The sequence below is a fragment of the Spiroplasma sabaudiense Ar-1343 genome (assembly GCF_000565215.1).
GTDB classification, from domain to species: Bacteria; Bacillota_I; Bacilli_A; order Mycoplasmatales; family Mycoplasmataceae; genus Spiroplasma_B; species Spiroplasma_B sabaudiense.
This window is the reverse complement of the sequence record NZ_CP006934.1, coordinates 415,333-439,008: the sequence shown is the minus strand read 5'-3', so window position 1 is coordinate 439,008 and position 23,676 is coordinate 415,333. Positions and strand designations below refer to the sequence as shown.

The 23,676-nt window shown below is 29.0% G+C and carries 21 protein-coding genes and 1 pseudogene; 6 read left to right on the top strand and 16 right to left on the bottom strand.

The window, feature by feature from the left end; translation table 4 throughout:
* Positions 1-12 precede the first annotated feature (12 nt).
* The 3 genes from SSABA_RS02040 to SSABA_RS02030 all read left to right on the top strand — a co-directional run bounded on the left by SSABA_RS02040 (position 13) and on the right by SSABA_RS02030 (position 5,146).
* Positions 13-1,791, top strand: a complete 1,779-nt coding sequence (locus SSABA_RS02040) for a hypothetical protein (RefSeq protein ID WP_025250936.1) — start codon at positions 13-15, stop codon at positions 1,789-1,791.
* Between the two features lie 249 nt (positions 1,792-2,040).
* Complete coding sequence (locus SSABA_RS02035; protein WP_025250935.1) at positions 2,041-3,822, top strand: hypothetical protein; 1,782 nt, start codon at positions 2,041-2,043, stop codon at positions 3,820-3,822.
* Positions 3,823-4,183: 361 nt separating this feature from the next.
* Positions 4,184-5,146 (top strand): hypothetical protein, encoded by a 963-nt coding sequence (locus tag SSABA_RS02030; RefSeq protein ID WP_025250934.1) that lies wholly within the window; start codon positions 4,184-4,186, stop codon positions 5,144-5,146.
* Positions 5,147-5,383: 237 nt separating this feature from the next.
* On the opposite strand, the gene SSABA_RS02025 is transcribed toward SSABA_RS02030, so the two are convergent.
* From SSABA_RS02025 to SSABA_RS01995, 7 genes and pseudogenes are all read right to left on the bottom strand, one after another.
* Entirely contained in the window at positions 5,384-6,238 is an 855-nt protein-coding gene (locus SSABA_RS02025; protein ID WP_025250933.1) for a ribosome-inactivating family protein, read from the bottom strand.
* Positions 6,239-6,285: 47 nt separating this feature from the next.
* The gene (locus tag SSABA_RS02020) at positions 6,286-6,828 is read right to left on the bottom strand and encodes a hypothetical protein (protein ID WP_148293474.1); all 543 of its coding nucleotides are present in this window, start codon (positions 6,826-6,828) and stop codon (positions 6,286-6,288) included.
* Positions 6,829-7,552: 724 nt separating this feature from the next.
* A complete protein-coding gene (locus SSABA_RS02015; protein WP_025250931.1) occupies positions 7,553-7,999 on the bottom strand; it encodes a hypothetical protein in 447 nt (148 codons plus the stop codon).
* 172 nt (positions 8,000-8,171) lie between these two features.
* Positions 8,172-8,879: pseudogene (locus SSABA_RS02010) on the bottom strand (putative cysteine peptidase); the annotation flags it as partial.
* A gap of 12 nt (positions 8,880-8,891) precedes the next feature.
* Positions 8,892-9,107, bottom strand: coding sequence for a hypothetical protein (locus tag SSABA_RS02005; RefSeq protein ID WP_025250929.1), 216 nt, complete (start codon positions 9,105-9,107; stop codon positions 8,892-8,894).
* Positions 9,108-9,298: 191 nt separating this feature from the next.
* Positions 9,299-10,990, bottom strand: a complete 1,692-nt coding sequence (locus SSABA_RS02000; RefSeq protein WP_025250928.1) for a PTS transporter subunit EIIB — start codon at positions 10,988-10,990, stop codon at positions 9,299-9,301.
* A 9-nt stretch (positions 10,991-10,999) separates the two neighbouring features.
* Positions 11,000-12,361 carry a glycoside hydrolase family 1 protein gene (locus tag SSABA_RS01995; protein WP_025250927.1) on the bottom strand — a complete coding sequence of 454 codons (1,362 nt, stop codon included), beginning with the start codon at positions 12,359-12,361 and terminating at the stop codon, positions 11,000-11,002.
* Positions 12,362-12,529: 168 nt separating this feature from the next.
* Between SSABA_RS01995 and SSABA_RS01990 the strand changes: the two genes are divergently transcribed.
* From SSABA_RS01990 to SSABA_RS01980, 3 genes are all read left to right on the top strand, one after another.
* Positions 12,530-13,291 (top strand): MurR/RpiR family transcriptional regulator, encoded by a 762-nt coding sequence (locus SSABA_RS01990; RefSeq protein WP_025250926.1) that lies wholly within the window; start codon positions 12,530-12,532, stop codon positions 13,289-13,291.
* Positions 13,292-13,550: 259 nt separating this feature from the next.
* Positions 13,551-14,306 carry an ABC transporter ATP-binding protein gene (locus tag SSABA_RS01985; RefSeq protein ID WP_025250925.1) on the top strand — a complete coding sequence of 252 codons (756 nt, stop codon included), beginning with the start codon at positions 13,551-13,553 and terminating at the stop codon, positions 14,304-14,306.
* Positions 14,296-15,933 (top strand): hypothetical protein, encoded by a 1,638-nt coding sequence (locus tag SSABA_RS01980; RefSeq protein WP_025250924.1) that lies wholly within the window; start codon positions 14,296-14,298, stop codon positions 15,931-15,933. Before SSABA_RS01985 ends, SSABA_RS01980 begins: the two co-directional genes overlap by 11 nt.
* Positions 15,934-16,038: 105 nt before the next feature.
* On the opposite strand, the gene SSABA_RS01975 is transcribed toward SSABA_RS01980, so the two are convergent.
* The 9 genes from SSABA_RS01975 to SSABA_RS05105 form a co-directional block, all read right to left on the bottom strand.
* Positions 16,039-16,233 carry a hypothetical protein gene (locus tag SSABA_RS01975; RefSeq protein ID WP_025250923.1) on the bottom strand — a complete coding sequence of 65 codons (195 nt, stop codon included), beginning with the start codon at positions 16,231-16,233 and terminating at the stop codon, positions 16,039-16,041.
* A 96-nt stretch (positions 16,234-16,329) separates the two neighbouring features.
* On the bottom strand, positions 16,330-17,067 hold the full coding sequence (locus SSABA_RS01970) for an ABC transporter ATP-binding protein (protein WP_025250922.1): 738 nt from the start codon (positions 17,065-17,067) through the stop codon (positions 16,330-16,332).
* Positions 17,068-18,747, bottom strand: coding sequence for an ABC transporter permease (locus tag SSABA_RS01965; protein WP_025250921.1), 1,680 nt, complete (start codon positions 18,745-18,747; stop codon positions 17,068-17,070).
* A 9-nt stretch (positions 18,748-18,756) separates the two neighbouring features.
* Positions 18,757-19,563: a hypothetical protein gene (locus SSABA_RS01960; protein WP_025250920.1), complete on the bottom strand. Its 807-nt coding sequence runs from the start codon at positions 19,561-19,563 to the stop codon at positions 18,757-18,759.
* A 159-nt stretch (positions 19,564-19,722) separates the two neighbouring features.
* A complete protein-coding gene (locus SSABA_RS01955) occupies positions 19,723-20,229 on the bottom strand; it encodes an ATP-binding cassette domain-containing protein (RefSeq protein WP_236618776.1) in 507 nt (168 codons plus the stop codon).
* A 44-nt stretch (positions 20,230-20,273) separates the two neighbouring features.
* On the bottom strand, positions 20,274-20,615 hold the full coding sequence (locus tag SSABA_RS01950; RefSeq protein ID WP_025250918.1) for a hypothetical protein: 342 nt from the start codon (positions 20,613-20,615) through the stop codon (positions 20,274-20,276).
* A gap of 428 nt (positions 20,616-21,043) precedes the next feature.
* On the bottom strand, positions 21,044-22,030 hold the full coding sequence (locus SSABA_RS01940; RefSeq protein WP_025250916.1) for a hypothetical protein: 987 nt from the start codon (positions 22,028-22,030) through the stop codon (positions 21,044-21,046).
* 123 nt (positions 22,031-22,153) lie between these two features.
* Positions 22,154-22,765 carry a hypothetical protein gene (locus tag SSABA_RS01935; protein ID WP_025250915.1) on the bottom strand — a complete coding sequence of 204 codons (612 nt, stop codon included), beginning with the start codon at positions 22,763-22,765 and terminating at the stop codon, positions 22,154-22,156.
* A gap of 9 nt (positions 22,766-22,774) precedes the next feature.
* Positions 22,775-23,416 (bottom strand): putative cysteine peptidase, encoded by a 642-nt coding sequence (locus SSABA_RS05105; protein ID WP_148293472.1) that lies wholly within the window; start codon positions 23,414-23,416, stop codon positions 22,775-22,777.
* Between the last annotated feature and the right edge of the window lie 260 nt (positions 23,417-23,676).

Below are 23,676 nucleotides of genomic sequence, written 5' to 3'. Positions count from 1 at the left end.
GGAGAATTTTATATGAAAAAATTACTTACAATTCTCGCCACTTCTAGCTTAATAGTTTCAGCACCATTAAGTGTTGTGGCTTGTAAACGAACCAATAATAAACCAAGTGTTGGGGGTGAATTTGACTTTGAAGTTGCCAAACGCGAAGCTTTGAGTTTAATCTCAACCATCACCTCTTCACATCTGAGAAGCGACTTATCAAAATACTACTTTATTGATGAACAAGAAGAACCCAATTTAGGACTAGAATTCTTAAGTTTTCAAACTCTACAAGGATTGTTGGGGCAATCCAATAGTCTAGAAATAACTTTAGGTAGTGAAACTTATAATCAAATTAGCGAAGATATTGAAGGTTTTGTTGATTGAAATAGAATCACTAAAGAAGTCTATCGTGAGATATCAAGTGACATTAATTTAGCAACAGTTCTTTATCAACAAGAAAATCCCCTACAAAATTTTTTCACCCTAGAAAAAGTTAAATTAACTTTATTAAATGATGAAGCAATTAGATTAGCTTATCAAATTAATATTCCAGTAACTTTAAGAGACATATCATATAATAAAGAAATCACCCATATTACCCATAATTTTGAAATGAATTTTATTAGAACCCCAGATTTAGCAGCGCAATTAACAGCCATTAACCAACAAGTTCAAGCTAAATTAGCAGGGGCTGATTTTGCCAACCAGTTTGAGTTTATAAGTGATTCAGGAGATGCTCTAAAAACAGCCCAATTTTCACAAACCAATTCTAATTCCAACGAAGTCTTTAACCAACTACTAACCACCCTTGAACCAATTGGTGATAACTTAGCAATCGATGCTTCAAAAATTACCTTAAGCTCCCAATCACTGGCCGCTAGCATTACCGATCGCAGCAGTGGTTGAGTTGGCTTATTGGATTGAAGTCAAAACTCTGATGTTAGAGTTACTCAGTTAAAAGATTATTTTATTCGCAATCAAATTTCAGCTGAAGAACTAGCCAAAATTATTGCTAAAAATAATTCTGGTTACATTGCTGTTAGTTCCCCTCCTGGTTTTCCAACAATAGTTGATCCCACCACTTCACATTCAATTAGTGTTTATGGAACTTTACATGGCATCAATCGTAGTACTGAACTAAAAATCTTATTAAACCAAACCGGGTCACAATTTAAAATCGATTCCACAAATAGCGCTGAAAAACGTGTTATTGGAGTTTTTGGAATGAAAGTAAATAATTTCTTTGTAAATTATCGCAACCCTAGTTTTCCTGATAAAGTTATCCCTTTTGCGTTGCCTGAAAGTTATATCTTTACTCGTCAAAAAACTAGTTTTACCAATACCCAAGAACTTTACAACGATTTTATTAAAGTTTCTTTAGAGTTTAATAAACAACTATACAATTTAACCACCAATTCTGGAGACGAAGTTTGAAGATTTAACTTACCATCAAATCTTCCTATTACAGATTTAAAATTTAACAAAAAATATCTTTCTTCAACCTATTTTGATGAACTAATTTATGAGGAAATCAAAAAATTCAAAGCTAATCATCTTGATAGCAAAATTAGTGATTACATTAATGGTTATGCTGGGATTGGAACTCAATTTGAAGTTAATGAACAAGGATATATTCGTTTTTACAACAATAACCAACTACAATCAAATAACTCATTGGCTTTCTTTTGAATTAATGCTAATTCTCAAGGTTCAAGTTATGGTAATGTTTATGGGGCCAAATCTTATTTTGGAACAGTCAGTAACAATTCCCTAACTGGACCCACTAAAATGCAATTTATCCTAGAATAATAAAAGCAATGATAGATGAAAACCTTATTGAAATATTTCAATAAGGTTTTTTTGAATCAAACCACTCTTCAAATCATTAAAAGTCAGTGTTAATTTTTAAAGAGGTTGTTGATATGATAATTTATCAAAATCTTTATATAAAACTTATACAAAACAAATAAATGTTTAGAACACTTATAGTTGTTTTTAACTTAAAACACTTTATAATGAAGGCATACTAAGTTATTAGTATAAAAAAGGAGAATTTTTATGAAAAAGTTATTAACGATTTTAGCCACTTCTAGTTTAGCTGTGTCAGCACCATTAAGTGTTGTGGCTTGTAATAACAATAAAAAACCAGATACTACCGATGAATTTGACTTTGAAGTTGCCAAACGCGACGCTCTTAGTTTAATATCAACTATTACCTCCTCATATCTAAATACTAACTTATCTAAATACTACTTTATCGATGAAGAAGACGAACCCAATTTGGGATTTGAATTTCTAAGTTTTCAAAACTTGGATGAACTAATTGCCACCAATGGTGGAACTGGTGATGTTAACATCAGCGAAGGCAGCGAAGCTTATAAAGGATTGAGTGAAGATATCCAAAGCATAATTGAATGAAACACAATTAGTCGCGAAGTTAACACTGCTATTTCCAGTGATATTAATTTGGCTGGAGTACTCTATGAAAAACAAAACCCATTACAAAATTTCTATGATATTAGAAATGCCAAATTAAGTTTATTAGATGAGGGTGCAATTAAACTATCTTATCAAATTAGCACTCCTGTTACCTTACGAGATCAAGCATTTGAAAAAGAAATTACCCATATTGCTAGTAATTTTGAAATGAATTTTATTAGAATCCCCGACCTTGCCACTGAGTTGAGCGAGCTTTCTGATAAAATTCAAACAGAATTGGCCAGTTCACAATTTGCTAACAAGTTTGAATTTATTAGTGATTCAGGAGATGCTCTAAAAACAGCTCAATTTTCACAAACTAATTCTAATGTTGGCGAAGTTTTTAATGAATTACTGACAAATCTGCCCTCAATTGATAACAATTTAACAACAGATGTTTCTCAATTGACTATTAGTTCACAATATTTGGCGAATAACGTGACTGACTCAACTAGTGGTTATATAGGAACTCATGAGTGAAGTAATGATTCTGATAGCAGAGTCACTAACATCAAAGACTATTTCATTCGCAACAAAATTTCATCTGATGAACTGTCAAAAATAATTGCAGCGAATTATTCGGGATATGTTAAAGAATCCCAACCCAAAGATTTTCCCAATACCGGAGATACAACATCTTCAATAGCTATGAGTGTCTATCGAACTCTTTATTCAATGAGTATAAGCGCACGGTTCAAAAATATGCTAGCTCAAACCGGTTCGCAATTTGAAATCGACGCTAACGACAATGAAGAAAAAAGAGTTGTTGGTGTTTTTGGAATGAAAGTAAATAATTTATTTGTTAACTATCAAAACCCAAATTTCCCTGATAAAACAATTAGTTTTGCCCTACCAGAGAATTATGTCTTTAGTCGTCAAAAAACTAGTTTTGCAAATACCCAAGACTTATTTAATGATTTTATTAAAGTTTCACTAGAATTTAATAAACAACTATACAATTTTGAAGATGACAATGAAGATTACATTTTTAAACTAAATTTACCACCAAACCTAAGTCTTGCTGATTTGCAGTTCAACAAAAGATATAAAAATAAAGATTATTTTGATGAACTTATTTATCAAGAAATTTTAAAATTTAAAAATAAAAACCCGGAAAGCAAAGTTGAAGACTATATAAACGGTTATACTGGATTTGGAACTGAATTTGAAGTTAATGAACAAGGATATATTCGCTTTTATCACAATAATGCAATGTGAGAAAAAGCAAATCTAGCATTTCTTTGAATTAATACTAGCTCGAATTTACCAGGAGGTGGAGATGTGTTTGGAGCCAAAGCATTTTTTGCAACAGTGGCTTTCGCAGAAACTGGACCTACTAAAGTGCAATTTATCCTAGAATAAATTTAAAAATATGAAATCAAGATAATAGCATTATCTAAGACCTTTCCAGAAATTCTGGTAAGGTCTTTTTTAATTTAATAAGATTTTGCATTTTGTCTTATATTTAAAGATAAACCCAACAATAATTATAAAATCTTTTAAGCCCTGCCCTGCTTTCAAACTTAATTTTTTGAGACAAAAGCAAATAATACAGAGGTAGAGCCTAAGTATAACTATCTTTAAATGTATCTGATTAATCCTCCAAAAATATTTAAATAATAATCAGTAAAATTTCCATTTAAACTTATAATGTGTGGAATATATACTAAATAGAGTTTATTATATAAATAAGGTTGGGTGGGCGGGAAGAAAAGGAGAAAATATGAAAAAATTATTAAGTACTCTTGGCGCAATGTCACTAATTGTTTCAGGGGCAGCCCCAGTGATGGCAATGACTTCAAATGTTGAGTTTGCTAGAAACATCATTCAAGTAAGTCAATTTGTTGATACTTCCAGATATGCAGTGCCTGGAAACTGACATCAACTTATTCCTGGGACCTATGATGAAACTGAAAGTTTTGTTAATTTTGTAAATGATGTTAAAAGTCAAATGAAAGCTACAGGATGTGATGAAGCTTATATCTTAAGCGGATATATCAAATTTAGAGTCGGTGCTCATCAGGCTAAAATCAAAGACTTAGATAAACTAGAAAAGCTTTTGAATTCTGACAACTATGAAATTAAAAAAGCCTATACAGTAATTTCAAACGATCCACCTAAAGCTAGATATGAATTTAACTATTTTGCAGACGTCGTAGTTGATGGAGAAGAACTTACAATTGACTTGAGCGGTTACCAAGGTCAAAAACTAGATGGAATGGCTATATCAAGTAATTTCACATCTTCATATTCAATAGAGCTAAAAGATTCTTCAAAAAAAGTAACTTTTAAATTGCAAACCGAATTGGACGCAACTTCACATTCCACCAAGTTTGATGAGATGGTGGATTGACTAAATGAAGTAAGTGAATTTATTAAGGATAACAAAATTGAAAAAGATCAATTTAAAACACCTAAATGAGCTGTTTCTTATCCAGATACAAATGACCACTGAATCGTTGAAGATGAAGGATATTCAAATTGATATTGATTCCAAGATCAAAGTAATGCTGGTGAATATACTAATGCGTACTTCACTTACGAAAGTTACGATGGTGTGTGATCGATTAAGTTACAAACAAAACGTGGAAGCACATATTCTTCAAGTGGTTTTAAATATTTCACAGATACAATGCCAGTAGGAAAAATTAAAACCGATTTTGAAGTTGAAATTTATAAAAATTAGTTGGTAAAAATTTAGATTATTTGAAATAATCTTAAAAACCTTGCAATATTTTTTGCAAGGTTTTTGGATATGCTAAAAAATTTATTCAAATAGTTTTACTGAGGAAAAATTATTTGAATAAATTTTTAATAATTCTAAAATTTTGATTTTACAAAAAATTTTGGTACAAAAAAACACTACCAATAAATTTAGATAGTGTTTTAAAACAAATTTTAAATTGATATTCTTATTTTTGTTTTATCCATTGGGCTTATTAGCATAAAATGATAATATAAAAAGTCAACGAATAGCATCAAAAGGATAAGAATTATCTCAAAATGTTCTAGTAATTCCTCCTCAATTAGTGACTGTTGGTCGTATTCTTTCACCCCAATTTATTGAGTTGAACGAATCTTCTTCTAGTGCCCCAGCCATTAAAGATGTTATTCGATAAAAACGCAGCGATTCAGAAATCAGAGTAATTAGTATTACCAAATTTTTATTTTGTCCTCCTGAAGAATTAGAACTAGAGCTAAAATTTAATAAACTTTGATACATATTTGAAATGGCTGCCCAATTAATTTGCAAATCACCATTACCAATTAAGTGATTATAATTTCCTGAACGATAAAGTATTCCAGCAGTTGCAAACCCATTAATATTTCTAAATTGTTGATCAGCATCACCAAAATGAAAGTACTCATTATTATTATTTATCATTCCTGCAACATATAAATCACCAAGAGTAACAATAATTCTTATATACCGACCCCCTTCTTGTTCAATTCCATAGTGTCGCAAATTCAATATAAAGCAGCCGTCTTGTCTTCCTTCTAAACTGATCAATTGTTCGCCAATATGACCTACTTGAGCTATTCTAGTAGCAACCCCTCTGGTCGCCACCAGGGTATCTCTTATGGTTGATAATCCTTCAACGAATGTTCTACCATTAGTGATATCAAGTGTAACTTCAAATTCTGGAGTTGTGCTGACCTGTCTTTTAAGATCATCATTTTCTTTAGTTTTTTGTGGTTGAGATAAGTCTTCTTCTGATACCAAATTTGTCTCAGAATCTAATACTGTGTCATTGATTGAATTAAGTGTCTCTTTCATTTAAACCCCCATTTTCAAAATAAATTTATTAATAAACCTCAGATTTTTTATGCATTTACTAACATAAATTGATTAAATCTTCAAGAAACTCAAGGGTCTGTAAATGCCAAACGTCCCTCTGCAAACATTTCTCAATGAAGTATTACTATCCTTGAAAAAGGTACCACTTCATACGTTAAATCAATTCTTGATTGATGATTGGATCACCCAAGATTATCATAGTTATAAAAAAATTTCTTTTTGCCCATATCCAGTACAGATGTGGGAATCTGGGAGTATTTCAATTCTTTAGATATATAATAATTTCCCTGAGAATAGTGTCGTACTGTAGAATCTTCATATTCAATAAACTTAATCTTTGATTTAAAATCGTCGATGTCGTCGGCAAAATCCAAAAGCTTAAAAAGTGTTAACGAGCCGCTTCTAGTGTAGCGAGAATTGATGCCCCCTACTACTTTTTCATTTAAACCTATATTAAAAATAGTATTAGCTGGTGATTGTTGAGAGTTAGAGGGTTCGCTAGTCGATTGATAAATTTCATTTTCAGTAGTATCATTTGAAGACGACGCTGAAAGCGAGACATCTATCATAGAATTTGTTTTTTTCAAAATTTCACTCCTCAATTTAATTTATATTGAAATAGCAATAATTAAATTATAAAAAAGGATTCTTAAATATATTTTTTAACTGTATGTTAAGTTTTACAATTGTATAAAATCATGTACATCGTAAAAACTTGACCTCCCTTAGTTATGTACAAAAATATTGTAGCATTGATTTAAATAATAATTTTAATTTTTAAAATAATTATTAAAATCAATTAAAAATAAAAATTAAAAAAATCCAAGATTGAAAATAAAATTAAATGAAAAAGAATTTAATTTTTCCTATTGCTTCTTAAAAAAAGCTAATCAAATTAATTTCAAAAAAAATTTTGATCACCTCACTTTAATAATTTCAAATTTATTTTTTGATAAATTTGTTTTAGCAATTTTTTCCAATAATCTATAAAAATATTTAAAGATTGTAACTGTTTAAACTAAAGATAAACTTAACAATCAAAAATTATTCTGCTTTTGATTTTGATAAAATCAAAAAATTAAATAACAAACATTTGCAATGCATTTAAAGTAAGACTCCAGAAGAACAAAATATTATTCTAGAGTTTTATTTATTAATTAAATTATAAAAAATTTTAATTTAAAAATTAATTAAATTAAATTTAAACAAATCAAGATTAGAATTTAATATTTATTTTTTTCTTCGCTTACAATTCTTCAATGCTCGGGATAAATCCTAAATTCATTGCAAAATTTAATTAAATGTCATATCAATACTTACCAGGAGCACATCATGTCAATATATAATAGTATTTTTCTCATAAAATTCATAACCAATATCAGCGTTTGTATTTTTAACCGTAACTATGATGAAATCATTATTTTTATCGACTACATATTTTATGTCTACGTATCTTTCAATGTTGTAAGAAATTTTCCCATCTGTTTCTGGATCATAGGTTTCGTCTAAAATATTAACAATAAAACTGCTCTTACTTTGAAACTTATTGAAATTGCACTTAAAATTGGGTTCGTCAATACCTCCAAAACTTAGTTTTGAATTATAATACAACTTAGCGTTACTGCTTATTTTATAAGCTGATCCTCCCGGTAATTGCCAAAGGGTGGCAACATTTGGTCGTAGCGACAAATCAATTCTTGAATAATCAATATTGGGATTTAATTCCTTTATTCTTTCCATGACTAACTCCTTTTTTGGAATTGGGATAAATCCTAAATTCCTTTCTTGAATAACACTGTCCAATTCAATTCCAGGTTCCCCACAAGAGACAACCATTGAACTTGTGGTTGTTGCTACTAAACCCGATAGCTTGTTAAAATTATTTTTTTGATATTAAAGTTCCTTTCACTATTTACATTTCCTTAATATCATCAGCACTAAATCCCATATTTTCTAACTGGGTTCAATTGTATTTTTGACCATTATATTTAAATAAAGGTTTTAATTCTCCCTTAACTACATTTGGGGTTGGATAAAAAGCGTTTCAAAAACCCATTGAAGAAAGTCTTCAAATATCCGCTTTATTTATAATTCGAGATTGTTGATATCCTCATCCGTAATGAACCAAATACCTTTTTGTGGGTTTATCATATCCATAAATCACAATATTATGCTGATTTTTAACTCAAGAAACCATAACTGGAACATCGTATTTAATAAGTCACTCCTCAGGACTTGAAGTATGTCACCAAGCAGCACTGTATTCATCATCAATTTTTCAAGGCAAATTTAGATGCTTATTTCACTTTCTAAAAGCATTGTGAACAGAACCTCCTCCTAGTAAATCTGTTTTTTTATTATTTAGTTCTCATAATTTGACTGGTAAAGATTTTTCAGGTTTACTGTTTTGAAAGTATTTGTGATATGGTGCAATGATTTCCTCGCTGTAATCGCTTCCTGAGTAATCAAAATAATCATTAAAAGATTTTTGGGTAAAAACAGATGGAGATTTAAATAATTCCAAATATGTCATTATCGTTGACAAAGAAATATATTCACACAATCCAATTGAGCCTCTTAAAACAGTTTTATCTGTATAGCCAAATGATTTATTAGATTTTAGTTTTGTAAATTATTGATAGTTTGTCACCTTATTAGAAAATCTAAGGATTTCCCTATCTGTGGCTGGCGTACCAATTGGATTGCCCCCTGATGACCTGACTTGGGATTCCATATTAGCTTCTTGAACTAAGATATTATTATTATTTTGGTTGTTAACATTTTTTATTGCTAGCAAGTTTGGTGTTGCTATTAAACTTGAAAGCAATATCGAACTAATTTTAAACATGATCTTTCTCCCTTTGATCTTGTGAATTTATAAAGTTATAATCTCAAGATAAAGGTTGGTGTCACTGCAAACAGATTCTTTTTCTACCGTTATAGCACATTTAAATTGTTTATCTGTCTACTATAAATAAAATAAAAACCTCATATTTTTTTTAATGAGGTTTTTGAAATTATTATAATGAATATTGAGTTTTAGACTTTTTTTGCTTTAGTCGATTTTTTTAAATTTTTAGCTTCGATTTTTTTAGTTTTTTCAATTTCTATAATCCCTTTTCATTCATCTTTGGGAATAGTTCTTAACTTAACAATATCTTCGCCATAGTCTTCTAAAATTAATGAAGCACTACGGTTTCAGAAGTATTTAGTTTTTCCTAAAAATATTGTCATTGAGAAAGTCACCCCACAACTGACCATAATAGAGATAACTCCTCATAGATAACCTCCCCCAATTCAAGTGGTTACCCCAGTTTGAGCGGGAGCATTTTGTAGGTACATTAAGATTCCAAAAATTGAACTACTCCCTTGTAAGGCGTAAGTGTTTGAGGCCACTAATATTAAGGTTCCACAAAATACTCCGATTGAACAAGCAATTAAAGGAAATAAGTGTTTTAGATTAATAGTATACAATGATGGTTCAGTAATTCCCCCAACAATGGCAGAGACACCGTTAGAAATTCCTAAGTCCTTCATTTTCATTACTCTTCTGTGTAAAATTACAAAGGCAATTGAAGCAATCCCTTGAGAGATATTTGAAATTGTAATAAATCCTTGAATCACAGTTGCCCCATAAGTCGCCTGACCTTGTAAAATAATTGGAGTTAAAGAATGGTGTAATCCTGTAATTACTAAAGGACCATATAGCCCCCCGATTACAGGAATAGCAATATATTTGGCAATTGAATTTGTGCTCAATCAGTTAATTGCAATTGATAAGTAGTTAGTAAATAGCAATCCAATTGGGGCCATTATAAAGATTGCAAAGATAAAAGTTCCCCCAATTATTAAAACTGGTGCTAAAATCATTTTTGCAGTATTATTGTTAATTCTTTCAGTTCCACGCTCAATGTAAGCCCCAAGAATTGCTACAATAATCATTGGAATAATTAAACCATTGAAATTTATTTTTCAAGGATAAACTATTCCTTCACCAAATAGAGTTCATCCTTCATATGCTTGTAAAATACTTTGTCCTGGTTCAGGTTTAACATCCCCCATTGTTATAAGTCCTGGAGCTGTTAGAACTACAGCAATTATAATTCCATAAATTCCATTTCCCTGCATTGCTTTAAAAACAGTGTATCCAATTACAATAGTAATGAATAAGGAAAAGGCTCCTACTAAAATATCTAATATTCCAACTAGTTGGCCGATAAAATGTGAACTAGCCGCTGCACTACTCCCTTCTCCACTTCACTCAACAGTTAAAAGTGATCACAGAGTTAAAATTAATCCATAACCCACTAAAGGTACAACAATCGGAGAAAAGACTTTAGAAATAAAAGCTAGACTAGTATTTAAAAATCCTTTTACTTTAAATTTTTCTTTCATAGCTTTGATTTCAGTGGCTTGTTTAGTTGAGAAATTAGCATCCTTTTCAATAATTGTTTTACCATCATCTTGATAACTGTTAACTTCACAAAAAACTTTATAAAATTTGGGAACATCAGCTCCAATTATGATTTGGAATTCTCCGTTACTTTTATTTTTATTAATCCCTGAAGCATATTCCCCATTTTTAATACTGGCTTCATCAACTTTTTCTCAGTCATGAAGTTGAAAACGCATTCTTGTCATACAATGAGTAAAATACTTAATATTTTCATAGCCCCCAAGACTATCAAAGAGTTGCTTTACATAAACTTCATAATTTTTGTTTTTTTTCATAACGACTCCTTATTTTGCTTTATTATTAATTAGACTTTGATATCAGTAAGCTGATTGTTTTAATTTACGACTTTGATCTGCTAAATTAACTTCAATTAAACCATAACGATTTTTATAGGTGTTTCTAAAACTTCAACAGTCCAGAGCGGTTCATAAATGATAACCAAAACAATTGCTACCTTCATCTAACCCCTTTTTTACTTGAGTTAAATGATCATTTAGATAATCAATTCGATAAGTATCATTTATGATTCCATCAGCTCCACGATACTGAGCTTCATTTTCAACACCCATTCCGTTTTCAGCGATATATCAGGGAATATTGTTTAACTCTGTTTTAATAGCCATAGCGATTTCATACAATCCTTCAGGATAAATTTCTCATCCTCGATGGGGATTGATTTTAGCTGTTGGAGGAATTGCTATTTTCATAGTTTCTAAAACTCAGCGAGCTTGCTTATTTGGTGTGGCTTGAACACGACAAGGAAAGTAATAATTAATTCCTAAGAAATCAACTTTAGTTTCTTTAATCACTTCTAGTTCTTGTTTGCTGTACTTTGGTAGTACATTAAATTCTTTTAAAGTTTCTACCAAAACAGGGTCAATAGTTCCGCTAACCATAATATTCAAAGGACCACGATTTACATAAGCATCATAGATTCGAGCCGCTTTAACATCTGCTTCACTTTGTGAATATGGGTGTGTGAAGTTTCAATTATAAACCACACCAATCGGAGCTTGTAATTTAAATTTTCTAAAAGCTTTAACAACTTTAGCATGTGCTAAAAAAATTCCATAACCTTGTTGAACCGCTTGTTTGGGATCATTAATTGCGGGATAATGCATCACCCCGGTATAGCCTTCAAAAACTGTTACCAATGGTTCATTAAAAGTTACATAATAATCAACTTCATCACCAAACTCTTGAAAAACAAATTCACAATAACTCACAAACTTGTCAATTACTTCACGACTAGCCCAAGCTCCCAGTTCGTGGGCTCACATTGGCATATCAAAATGAAACATTGTCATATATAACTTAATGTTATTTTTTTTGAATTCTTGAATAAATTTATGATAATAAGAAACAGCTTCAAGATTAACATTTACTCCATCCGGGAATAATCGTGCTCATGAAAAACCGGTACGAATTGAATCTAAACCAATTTCTTTGAATTTAGCAATGTCATCAACATAATGATTCATGATATCACTGGTTAATTCAGGTCCAACTTGTTGATAAAACAACTCGCGATGTTCTTCAAAGTAAGTATCCATTGTTAGTTTACCAATTTTAGTAGTCCCTTTACCTTCTGTTTGCATCGCACTAAAAGATGCTCCCAGTTGAAAATCTTTTGGAAATTTTAACATTTATATCTCTCCTTTTTGCGAAATATTTCCACATTATTTTTATATCAAAAACAAAGTGGAAACTAAATCAAAGTTGGAACATCCAAATCTAGTTTTCAAATTAGAAAGTACTTTTGAAATAATAGAGGTTATTTTAGTTATAATTAAAGAAATAAGGAGCAGAATCGTATGTTTAAAAGTATTAAAGAAAACTTGACTATTATTAGTAACAGTATGGAGAATCCCTCTTATACTTTAATAGCTAAATATTTACTAAATTGTATGGAAAATGGTGTTCCTGTTAAAAGCAAAGAATGTGCAATTAATTGTTTTGTCAGCGAATCAGTTCTGACAGCTTTTGCTAAAAAATATGGCTATGATGGTTTTCGAGAAATCGCCTTACGCATTAAGGTCGAAAACGAATACTACCCCACTCAAAATAATTTAAAAGTTAATCAAAATGCCTTTAAATTAAGTAATTATCGTAAATTCTTTGATCAAAACTTGGACATGATTGATGCGCAAGTGGAAGGTATTGATAAGTTGAAAGACCTGATTGAAAAAGTTTCAAATATTTATTTAATTGCTAGTTATGAACAAAATGATATTGTCGAACTATTTGCAAGCGAACTGCAGTTTTTAGGATTCAATGCTTTTTTCAATAGCCAAAGAAAAAGCAATTCTGCTTGACTAACAAAAGCAAAAAAAGAAGACTTATTTGTCTTCTTTGCATTTGGTTTGGATAATCAATACGTTGTTAATTTTTATCAGATAGCTTTACAAAAATGTGCCAATGTAGTTGTTATAACTTCATCTTCTCAAAGACATAAGTTTTTGAATGCAAGTTTTTTTGTGATTGTTGACTATCCCGATCGCGAAAATATTTCAATATTAATGAGGTCTGCAGTTTTGGGATACTTATTAGGTAAACTAATTTATGAATTAAAGTAAGGGTTGACTTGTAAACTAAAAAAATTAATCAAAAATTTTTGATTCCTTAAATTTTATATAAAAAATAATAAATTTGTCAGTTGGATCGTCTAATTAATAAGATAGACCATATTTTTCAGAATCGCTTTTTATGTCAAATTTGTGATTCAAGAAATGAACAAGTAAATCCCTCAGCCTTATTATCATGCGTTTTTCGTATGATTTTTTTATTTAATAATTGTATAATCTTAATATAATAATAGATTAATTGAGGCCGCATATGTTAGAACTTAGAAATATAACTAAAAAATATCAAGATAACACCGGAATTGAAAATGTCTCGTTTGATTTTTCAAAGTCACAAATTATTGGCTTGGTTGGATCAAATGGAGCAGGAAAAACCACAACAATTAAATGCATCTTTAATTTAGTAAGTTACTCAAATGGAGAAATTTTATTAGATGGTGAGAAAATCCAGTCAGCAAATCTGTCAAAATTAGCATTCTTTCCAGATTCAAACAATATCCCACTAAAAATGAAAGTTATTGATTATGCAATTTACAATGCAGTTTGTGCGGGAATGGATTTAAAAAAAGCGGTAATTGAAGCCAATTCAATTATTAAAACATTGTCTCTGGATAGTATTTGCAATAAAAACTTTGGCGAACTTTCTGCAGGATTAAAAAAGAAAGGTATTTTAGTTGCAACATTAATTAATAACCCCGATTATATTATTTTAGATGAACCCACTGCTAATTTAGATATTGAAAGCCGTGAAGAATTAATGGAAATAATTAAACTACTAAGCCAATCAAACAAAGGAATCTTAATTACTTCTCATATTATCGATGAACTTCAACAATATATCAATCACTTGATTGTTATAAATAAAGGTAAAATAGTTTATGATAAAGATTTTAATAATAAAAAGGATAAAATAATTGACATCTATAATGAGTTTTGTCCAACCCAGAAAAAAGATTTTTCTGGGTTGATAAAAACCAACTTGGGAGAAACAAAAAATAATGAAAAATAGTTTAGTTTGTGGTTTCTTAAACCTTAAAATATTAATGGCTAAAAAAGCCATCGTATTAATGACAGCTTTGCTAATAATAGTTAACTTACTTTTTGATATTTTTCAAGGACTTTTATTTACCGAGTCAATTGGGGGAACTTTGTTTGTATATATAATCATTTTTAAAAGCTCGGCGTTATCACTGCTTTTTGGAGTGCAAATGATATTTCTATTTAATTATTTTTTTAAAAAGCAAAAAAGTGAAGGTATCTTTGATATTGAGATTAGAAATGGTTGAAAGCCCAAAGAGCAGTTTTTGATGAGAAGTTTATTAATTGGTGCTTATATTTTAACTATTTTGTTAATAAATGTTTTTATTAGTTTAATAACAACCACAATCATATCACTATCTTATAATGTCAGTTTTCATTTTTCTTCTCAACAAATTATGGGTTCGCATTTATTTATTCTATTTTTTATTTTAATATTCTTTGCTATTACTAATTTAGTGATTGGACTATTTTCAGAAACTGCAGCTATTATTATATCAACCTTATTAGCAGTAGGATTTCTTTTAACCCCAATTGTTGATAGTACAACTCAAAACTTAAAAATGCGACAAACATTTTCTCAAGAAATAGATATCAATTCTAAGTTTGGAAAAATAAAAAATATCTCTGATTCTTTGAAAAAAAACTATCAAAGCAACGATCAAACAAAGAACTTTATTGGTGACTTTGAGGAATTCATTAGGATTTCTAAAGAAAACTCTATCCAGGGATTTGAGTATTTAAAATTAGAAAACGGCACAATTAAGGATGTTGTTGAGCTTTTACCTAAGACCAATTCTTTGAAAATAGTTTTTGAAGATATTGAAAAAATTTTAATGCTAAATGAAAGTGAAGATATAATATCATCCCTACCCTTTATCTTAGGAAATGATTTTTCAAATTACACCAATGTTAGTTCATTAGTTCAAAAAAATGTTAATTATGTTATCAAACAAAGTCAAAACGAAGTCACAAAACTTTACTTAAGTCCTATTGTTGAGCAATTGAATCATTTTGAATATTTAACAAGTAAGAAACTAACATTTTCAGGAACTGATAAACAAATTTTTACTAGAGGAACTAACACTTTTGAACAAAATAAGTTTAGAAACGATGTGAAATTAATGTATGAAGACCATTTTCAAGTAGCATCAGTAAATTTAGTTTTTATAGAAATGTTAACCCTATCAATTAATGGTCATAATATTTTTACAAGTATTTCAGAAATCGAAGATAATTTTATTGCAAAAAGCTTATGAGATTATTTCTACTTTTATAATAATTTAATGTATGGTGCCAATTTTAGTTATCAAACTTTGTATGATAGTAATCTATTTGCCATTCAAGTGGCCAATTCTTCTCAATTTAAAATCAAAGATGGGAAGGCAGATTATTTGCAATGATACAAGGAACAAGAAGATTATTTTGACAAAAAATATAAAAACTTGGAAAAAAATAAAACTACTTTCGATGTGATAAAGTTTGAAGAAAAAAATTACTCTTACATTTTTTGAATTCAATCACTTATTATTTTAGGTTTCACAATAGTAATTAACTTTGCGGCATTTATTATCTTCAAAAAAAATATTTTGATTTAATAAATCATTGTTAAACTCTGAATCAATATGATTAAGACAAAAGTAATGGTTGATAAGACGTGAAAGCTTTATTTTTGATAACTATTAAAAAATTGAAATAATATTTTAAATCATTGGTCGATAAATTATCCTCATTGGATCCTTAATTAATCCAAAGTTATTTATTGCAATTATACCTTTCAGGTTGCTTAATGCTCTAGTTGCATTGTTTTTGCTAATATTTTTTATTATTACAGCATTTCCTTTCAGATTTAAAATTGATAGTGCTGATAAAATTTTGTTAGCACTTTTATCTCCCATTTAGATACACTTAAATTGATAGTTTTAATATACTATACTCTATTTAATATAATGTTTTCATCATTGATAAAATAAAAACGACAATTATTGTCGTTTTTATTTATTTTTAGTGTAAATGTTTGAGTAGTCTTTTTCTACTTTAACGTTTGTTACTTTTTTATAAATAGCTTCAATAGAATCTTTTTTTGATACAAAAGGCTTATTATACCTAGTGGCCCCTTTTTCAATTATCACTAAGTGGTTAATGATTTCTTCTAACTCATTGATCATATGACTAGTAATTAAAATCCCCACCCCTTCTTGGGCTAGTAATTTTAAAATTTTGTGAAATTCAATTCTAGTTGAGACATCTAAATTAGCGGTTGGTTCATCTAAAAATATGTAATCGGGTTGAGTTACTAGACAAATTACTAAAAATGCTCGTTTTTGCATTCCTGCACTTAGTTCAAAAAAAGTTTTATCTTTATATTCAATTAGATCGAATTTTTCTAAAAGCATTTCTAGTCGCTCTTGGGCTTCCTTACTATCCATGCCACATAGTTGCGCATCATAAATGGCAAATTTTGAAATTGAAATATCTTTGGGGTAAACACTTTGGTCGGGGAAAAAACAAATTTTAGCTAGATTTTGATTTTGATAAATCGATTCATCGTTTAACAAAACCTCTCCAGAGTCTTTTTTGTATTCATTAAAAACACTTTTTAGCAAAGTTGACTTTCCTGAACCATTATCTCCAACCAAGCCAATAATATCTTTTGGTTTAATTTCTAAACTGAAATTTTTTATCCCATCCCCGGTTTTGAAATTTTTTGAAACATCAATTATTTTTAACATTTAGTCAACCAACTTTCTTTCGTCTTTGGTTTTACAAAAAGCGCGATAACCCAATCCTATTAGTAATGACCCCATTCCGATAAACACCAAATAATTGGCTCATACACTAAATGGTCGTTGAGAGTAAATTAATTCTCCTTGAGAATCCAAGTCATAAAAGCTAAATTGAGCAATTGGTAGTGGTGCGTCCGCTGACATAAAGTAGTTTACTTCTGGATTGTTTTTACCAGAAAAATATACCATTTCATAAAATCACATAAATGGGTTTGCGCGATAATTTCAAATGGCCTTAGGAGTTCATTGAAAATAGTCACCGACTTTAATTTCCATATCAAAATATCCTAATAATTCGTAATTTAATAAATTAAATAAGTAAGTTCCTGGTGAGTAACGACTGTCATTAATTCAGAATTGATAATTGTAAAAAATGTTTTTTGTATCTGGTCTTCCATATGGATCGATATTAAGAATTTCTTCGTTTGAATAGATACTTCATTCAAATTTAAACATATTAATTAATGAATCATGCAATTTTGCTAATTCATTGTCTGAAATATCAAACTTATTGCGATCAACATTCTTTAAATTAGTTAAAACCTCTTTTAATTGTTGAGGTTTATTATAATTTTTTGAACTGTTTTTATAATAAAAAGAATTTTTAAAATTTTTAATCTTATCTCCTTGCGATTTAACACTTACTTCTTTAATGAATTGATAGTATAAATTATCCTTAATCCTTTTTTTTAGTTCTATTTCATTGATTTCAATTTTTTGTTCTTCCAAGTTAGTTTCAAATTTGTTGAAGTATTTCTCAATACTAGTTGCAAAAGCATCCTCTTCAATTAATTCGCCAAAATAAGGCAACATCCCACTGTCAAAAGTTTGTCAAATAATAAATCAATGGCTGAACAAATATGTATCGTTATGTGATCGATCTGATGTGATGTTTTCTTCAAAAATTTCTTCTAATTCATTCATACTTTTGTATAATTCAGTTAAAAATCTATCTTCTTCATTTTGTGTCCCTTGTAATTCTTTTGCATTTTTTATAATTGGACTGTAGTTGTTCGATGTTCGGTCGTCAGATGCTAAGGCAAAAAATATCGGTCCAAAAATTGCAAAAAACATAAATAGCGTTGTTAAAATTCAAACAGCTGGTAAGGTTCTTTTTAAAGATTTGCTGCTTGCTGCTAAAAACAAAGTAACCCCAAATATTAAGAAATCATAGGCCACTAAACTTAGGAGTCCGGTTCCTAAATTAATGATAATAAAATCTTTCAAGTAAACAGGCGAGATCGCTGAAATTATCACATATATTAAATAAACTAGGCAAATGAAAGTTGTTGTAACTATTTTTAGCGGCAAAAATTTGGCCCAAAAGATCGAAGAATTTTTTAAACCACGACGGTTTTCTAAACTTTGAATTCCGTTACGATTGTCTGTGATAGCGATTGATGCAACATTGCCGATATTTACAAAAGATAATCAAAAAATTCCAAGCACAACGATAAATATTAAACCAATATTATTTTTATATAAAATATTATCTCCAATATTCATTGTTAAACTTTGAATTAATATGATTAAAGCTAAAGTAATAGTTGATAAGATAATAAAAACTTTATTTTTAATAATTCTTAAAAAAGAAAACCGGAATACTACTTTAAATCCTTGGTTCATAAATTCTCCTTATTTAGTAAATTTTAAATTACCAATTTCCAATTGATTTTCTACTTTCGCCCACATTGCATTTCAAGCGGTTGCGTAACAATAGACATCCACATAAAACTCTAGGTTTATTGTTTCGTTGTTTCAATGATATGCAAAAAATGCATAGGATTTCATTCAGTTTACTCCGCTATAAATACGATTATATAGCTCGGTTTTGTTCATAGATTTATCAGAGATATCATAATTATCTGTTCTTGCAGGGATATCAGTTTTTGATGGATCTTTTGAATCTCCATTTCGTCATAGAACATGATATCTATTGCCGCCTTTGCCTCCCATTCCGTTATCTCAACTAATTCCCTTTCAAGCAAATTCTATATGTTTGAAATAATCTGTAAAAGCACCTTTTCCTAAAGATGGGGTATAATTTATTTTTAATACATCGTGATCTTCTTGAGGCGAATTATAAGCTTCTTTTCTGATTTTCTTTGTTTTTCCAGTGAATCTATAAGTTAGATCTGATTGGAATTTAATATACTTGCTACCAAAATAATCTTTTGAATCATCTTTTGCTTTAACTCTAACTCCTGAATAGGTTAAATTTGTCAATTCAGTTTGTTCTGTGTCAATATTATATTCGCTTTCTAGCTTATTATTTATTTTTTTCTGACTTGGATCTGTAATTAATCCAAAATCACTAGATGTAATTATATCCTCCAGGTTACTTATTGCTCTTGGTGCATAACTTTCGCTAAAATTTTTTATTACAGCAGCATTTCCTACTGAATTTAAGAGTGATAGTGATAATAATAGTTTTGTTATCATTTTCGTACCTCCTTTTGGATATCTTATATCCTTAATTTTATTATACACCTATGAGTTTATATAACGATTGTATTATGGAAACTAAAAACGACAATTACTGTCATTTTTCCTTATTTTTAACATAAATGTTTGAGTAGTCCTTTTCCACTTTAACATTTGTTACTTTTTTATAAATAGCTTCAATAGAATCTTTTTTTGTACAAAAGGATTATTGTGTCTTGTTATTCCTTTTTCAATTATCACTAAGTGGTTAATGATTTCTTCTAGTTCATTTATCATGTGGCTAGTAATTAAAATCCCCACCCCTTCTTGGGCTAGTAGTTTTAAAATTTTGTGAAACTCAATTCTAGTTCCTACATCTAAGTTAGCGGTTGGCTCATCTAAAAATATGTAATCGGGTTGATTAACTAAACAAATTACTAGAAAAGCTCGCTTTTGCATTCCAGCACTTAGCTCAAAGAAAGTTTTGTCTTTATATTCAATTAAATCAAATTTTTCTAAAAGCATTTCTAATCGCTCTTGGGCTTCTTCCCCATCCATCCCACATAACCGTGCATCATAGATAGCAAATTTTGAAATTGAAATATCTTTGGGATAAACACTCTGGTCGGGAAAAAAGCAAATTTTCGCTAAGTTATTATTTTGATAAATCGATTCATCATTTAATAAAACTTCACCAGAATCTTTTTTGTATTCATTAAAAATACTTTTTAAAAGCGTTGACTTTCACCCGACTCTACTTTGCTAATCTTTTCATAATCATCTTTTTTATTAACAATATCGACATTAAAATAAATATCCTCGCCTCTAGTTAGACCTTCACTTTGATAATATTCTTCTAAATTGATATTGATATATAAAGCAAAATCTTCAATATTATCAAATTCTTTATCCCTGAGGTGTGATTCCAAAAAAATTAATCCTTTTGATCTTCAACCTTCGGCTTGATCAGGTTCCCAAGGTCCCGGGCCAGTATATATACAAGAAACTGTATTTATTGGAACTCGCCCAACCAACATAACCGAACCTATTAATGTTAATAATTTTTTCATTTCAAAAACTCCTATTTAATTCTCATCACTATATAAAAACCTGCACTAAAATAGTGTCAAATTTTACTCTTTTTTAAAATAGCTTTAGAATATTCTTTATAACCATCTTGGTAAAAACCTGATTCTCAACCAAAATGGACAATATATTCCTTAGTTTTTTTATTATAACCATAGATAATTACATTATGACCTAAACCGTTCACAAAAAATGAAAATAATATCGGCACTTTATAGTTGACTAACTATTCTTCTGGGGAATAAGCTTACGTTCGAGAAGTGCTAGATTTAAATTTAATATCTAATATTTTGAAAATACGTTTATTTTTTATATTATCCTGTAGTATTTTTATAAATTTAAATTAATTACAAATAAATTAGAATAGAAAATAATCATAAAATGATATACTTCTTTGAAACAAATCATAAAATTATTTTTGTTTATTTAAATTTTTGTACAAAAAATGTGTATCAGATTTTTTAAAGTTAAAATTTATACTTATTTGATCATTACTAAAAAAACGATTAATTTCGATTTTACTTTCAGTTAAATCATAGGAATTTAATTCGTAATCATCTTCTGAATTATTAAGAAAATCTACTTCTTTTTTTACTGAATCTATAAAATCTTTTTTATCTTCATCATACATATAATAATAATTTATGCAAACATCTTTATTTTTCAGTCCAATTTTAATAATATTTCTTATAATTTCAGAATCGTTTCTCAATGATAAACCAAAAATAGTAAAATTAAAAACTTTAGCCTTTAAATTTTCTGATAATAACTTTTCAAAAAAATAATTTGATTTTTTATCAATAAGATTAATATCAATATTATCATAAGTTATATCTTTGTTTTCAAAATTAAAGTAGCCATGAATTTGTTTTACTTCGGTCTTAATTATCGGTAGACCTTCATAAATTTGGTTTCAATTTTTCGCCAAAGTAAATGCTGAGTTTGTATAATTTGTTGTAAATATGAAATTTGGGTTTCTGAAGTTTTCCAAAAATTTAAAATTTTTAGCTTTAAATTTCTCACATTCGTACTCTGTTTTTAAAACTACCCTAATGTAATAACCTAAAATTTTTTTTATATTTTTAAATACCTCTGATTCTTGGTCCTTATCTTGAATTTCTTCGAACTCTCTAATAAATTCCTGGCCAATTTTATACAATAAATCTTCTACTGTATTTTCTGAGTCAATATTTTTAAATTCTTTGATTAAGTGCTTTATTGTGCGCCTTAATGTTATATCTATTTCATAAGATTTTTGTTCCTCTAAAATATCATATAATTCGTTTATTTTTTCTTCACTATCATGACTTATAAGCCAATTTTTAAAACCAGAATTGAAATCAACAAGATTAGGGTTAAAATTTATTTCAAAACCGTTACCTAAAATTAAAACTTCCACAAATATTCTCCATAAATTCTACTACATTAATTTTATATTAATTATCATTAATATAAAATATATTTAAAAATTGTTAACTTCACTTATTATAAATTATTTGAAAATAAATTTATTTTCTATTATTTATCAACCAATTAATATTGTTAATTTAAATAAAAAAGCATCGTATCATCTAAAAGCAATGTCATAACTATCTTGAAGATTCGATGTATTTTCTTTTTTAAGCGAAAAATGCCAAAGCATTTGATTTTCTTCGATAATTTCTGGGCCCTCTACATTAAAAAATCCACTTCCATGAATAAAATATTTATAATTATCTTCTTCGCTTAAAGGATGGTTGACTGGGTCAAGGATATTTAAATCAACATCACAAACATCATCAAAACTATTTAGCTGACATTCAATATTTTCATCAACTCCTAGTTCTTTATAAGCTAACTTACTATGGTAATTGATTCCAATCTCTCCTTTATAAAATGATTTAAGTCACGGGTTTACTGTTAATGTTCCACTGTAACTATTACCTAAAAAACTAAGAACATCTTTTTGGGTATTGGGATTTTTTTCAGTAAATGAATCAATAATAGTTTTTTGTTCTAAATTTTCAACATATCCCAAATTGCCATCCACCAACCAATCTGAAACATCAATTCTCTTGTCGGTGCAAGCAGTGACACTTTGAGTTACTGTTAAAACAGGAAATAATCCTGCGATTATTTTAATTATTTTTTTCATATAAAATACCTATATTCTTTCAATATCTTTGGCAGTTAAGCCTAATTTTTTTAATTCATCTCAGGTAAATTCCTTGCCTTGGTAATAAAATCTCTTTTTCAACGGTAATTTTTTAGCATTTTTATCATACAAAGCTACTCAAAAGCCGCCGTTACCCCAAGATCAAATCTCACTTTTTTTAACGATTCTTAATTCTGCACGTCTCACACCATAATGAACTAAATAACTTTTTGTATTATAATTATATCCAATTATCACAACATTATGACCACCACGATTTGGGTATGATAGCGCAACAGGTACTTTGTAGTCCTTTAAGATGTTTTCAGGGCCATCCCCAATCACAAAAGCAATTTGTGACTTAAGGGAAATCCTGTTCTCCATTTCGTGATTTTTAACTCATCTTTTAATAGTATTTTTAAAAGGAATCGGTTCAATGAAATTAACCTTTTTGTTATTTATTTCCCATAATTTAGTAATAAAAGATTTTTCTTTTTGAGATGTTTCTGTATAATTATGCCACGGGATACCAATTTTGCTAGTTTGCCTGTGTATCGTGAAGTAATGATTAAACTCTTGCTCAGTAAAATATCCAGAGGATACGAATATTTCTTGATAAAAAACAACATTGAAATTGAAATATATTCGCAAAGACCCGTTCCGTTTGGAGAGGTAGTATAACCAATTGCGGACTCACTATATAGTTTTGAGAACCATTCGTGGTGTGGAATTAATAGTGTGAATTTTGCAATTTCTTCTGAAGTTGCCTCGTGACCATAAGGCCGAAATGGTTTTCCTAAATTTGAGTTATCACTAATCATATTTTAATTTTCCTTTAAATAATATAATATTATTATAACAAATTTAAAGCTATGCTATGTTTTTATACACTATACTTTTTATTTTAAAAT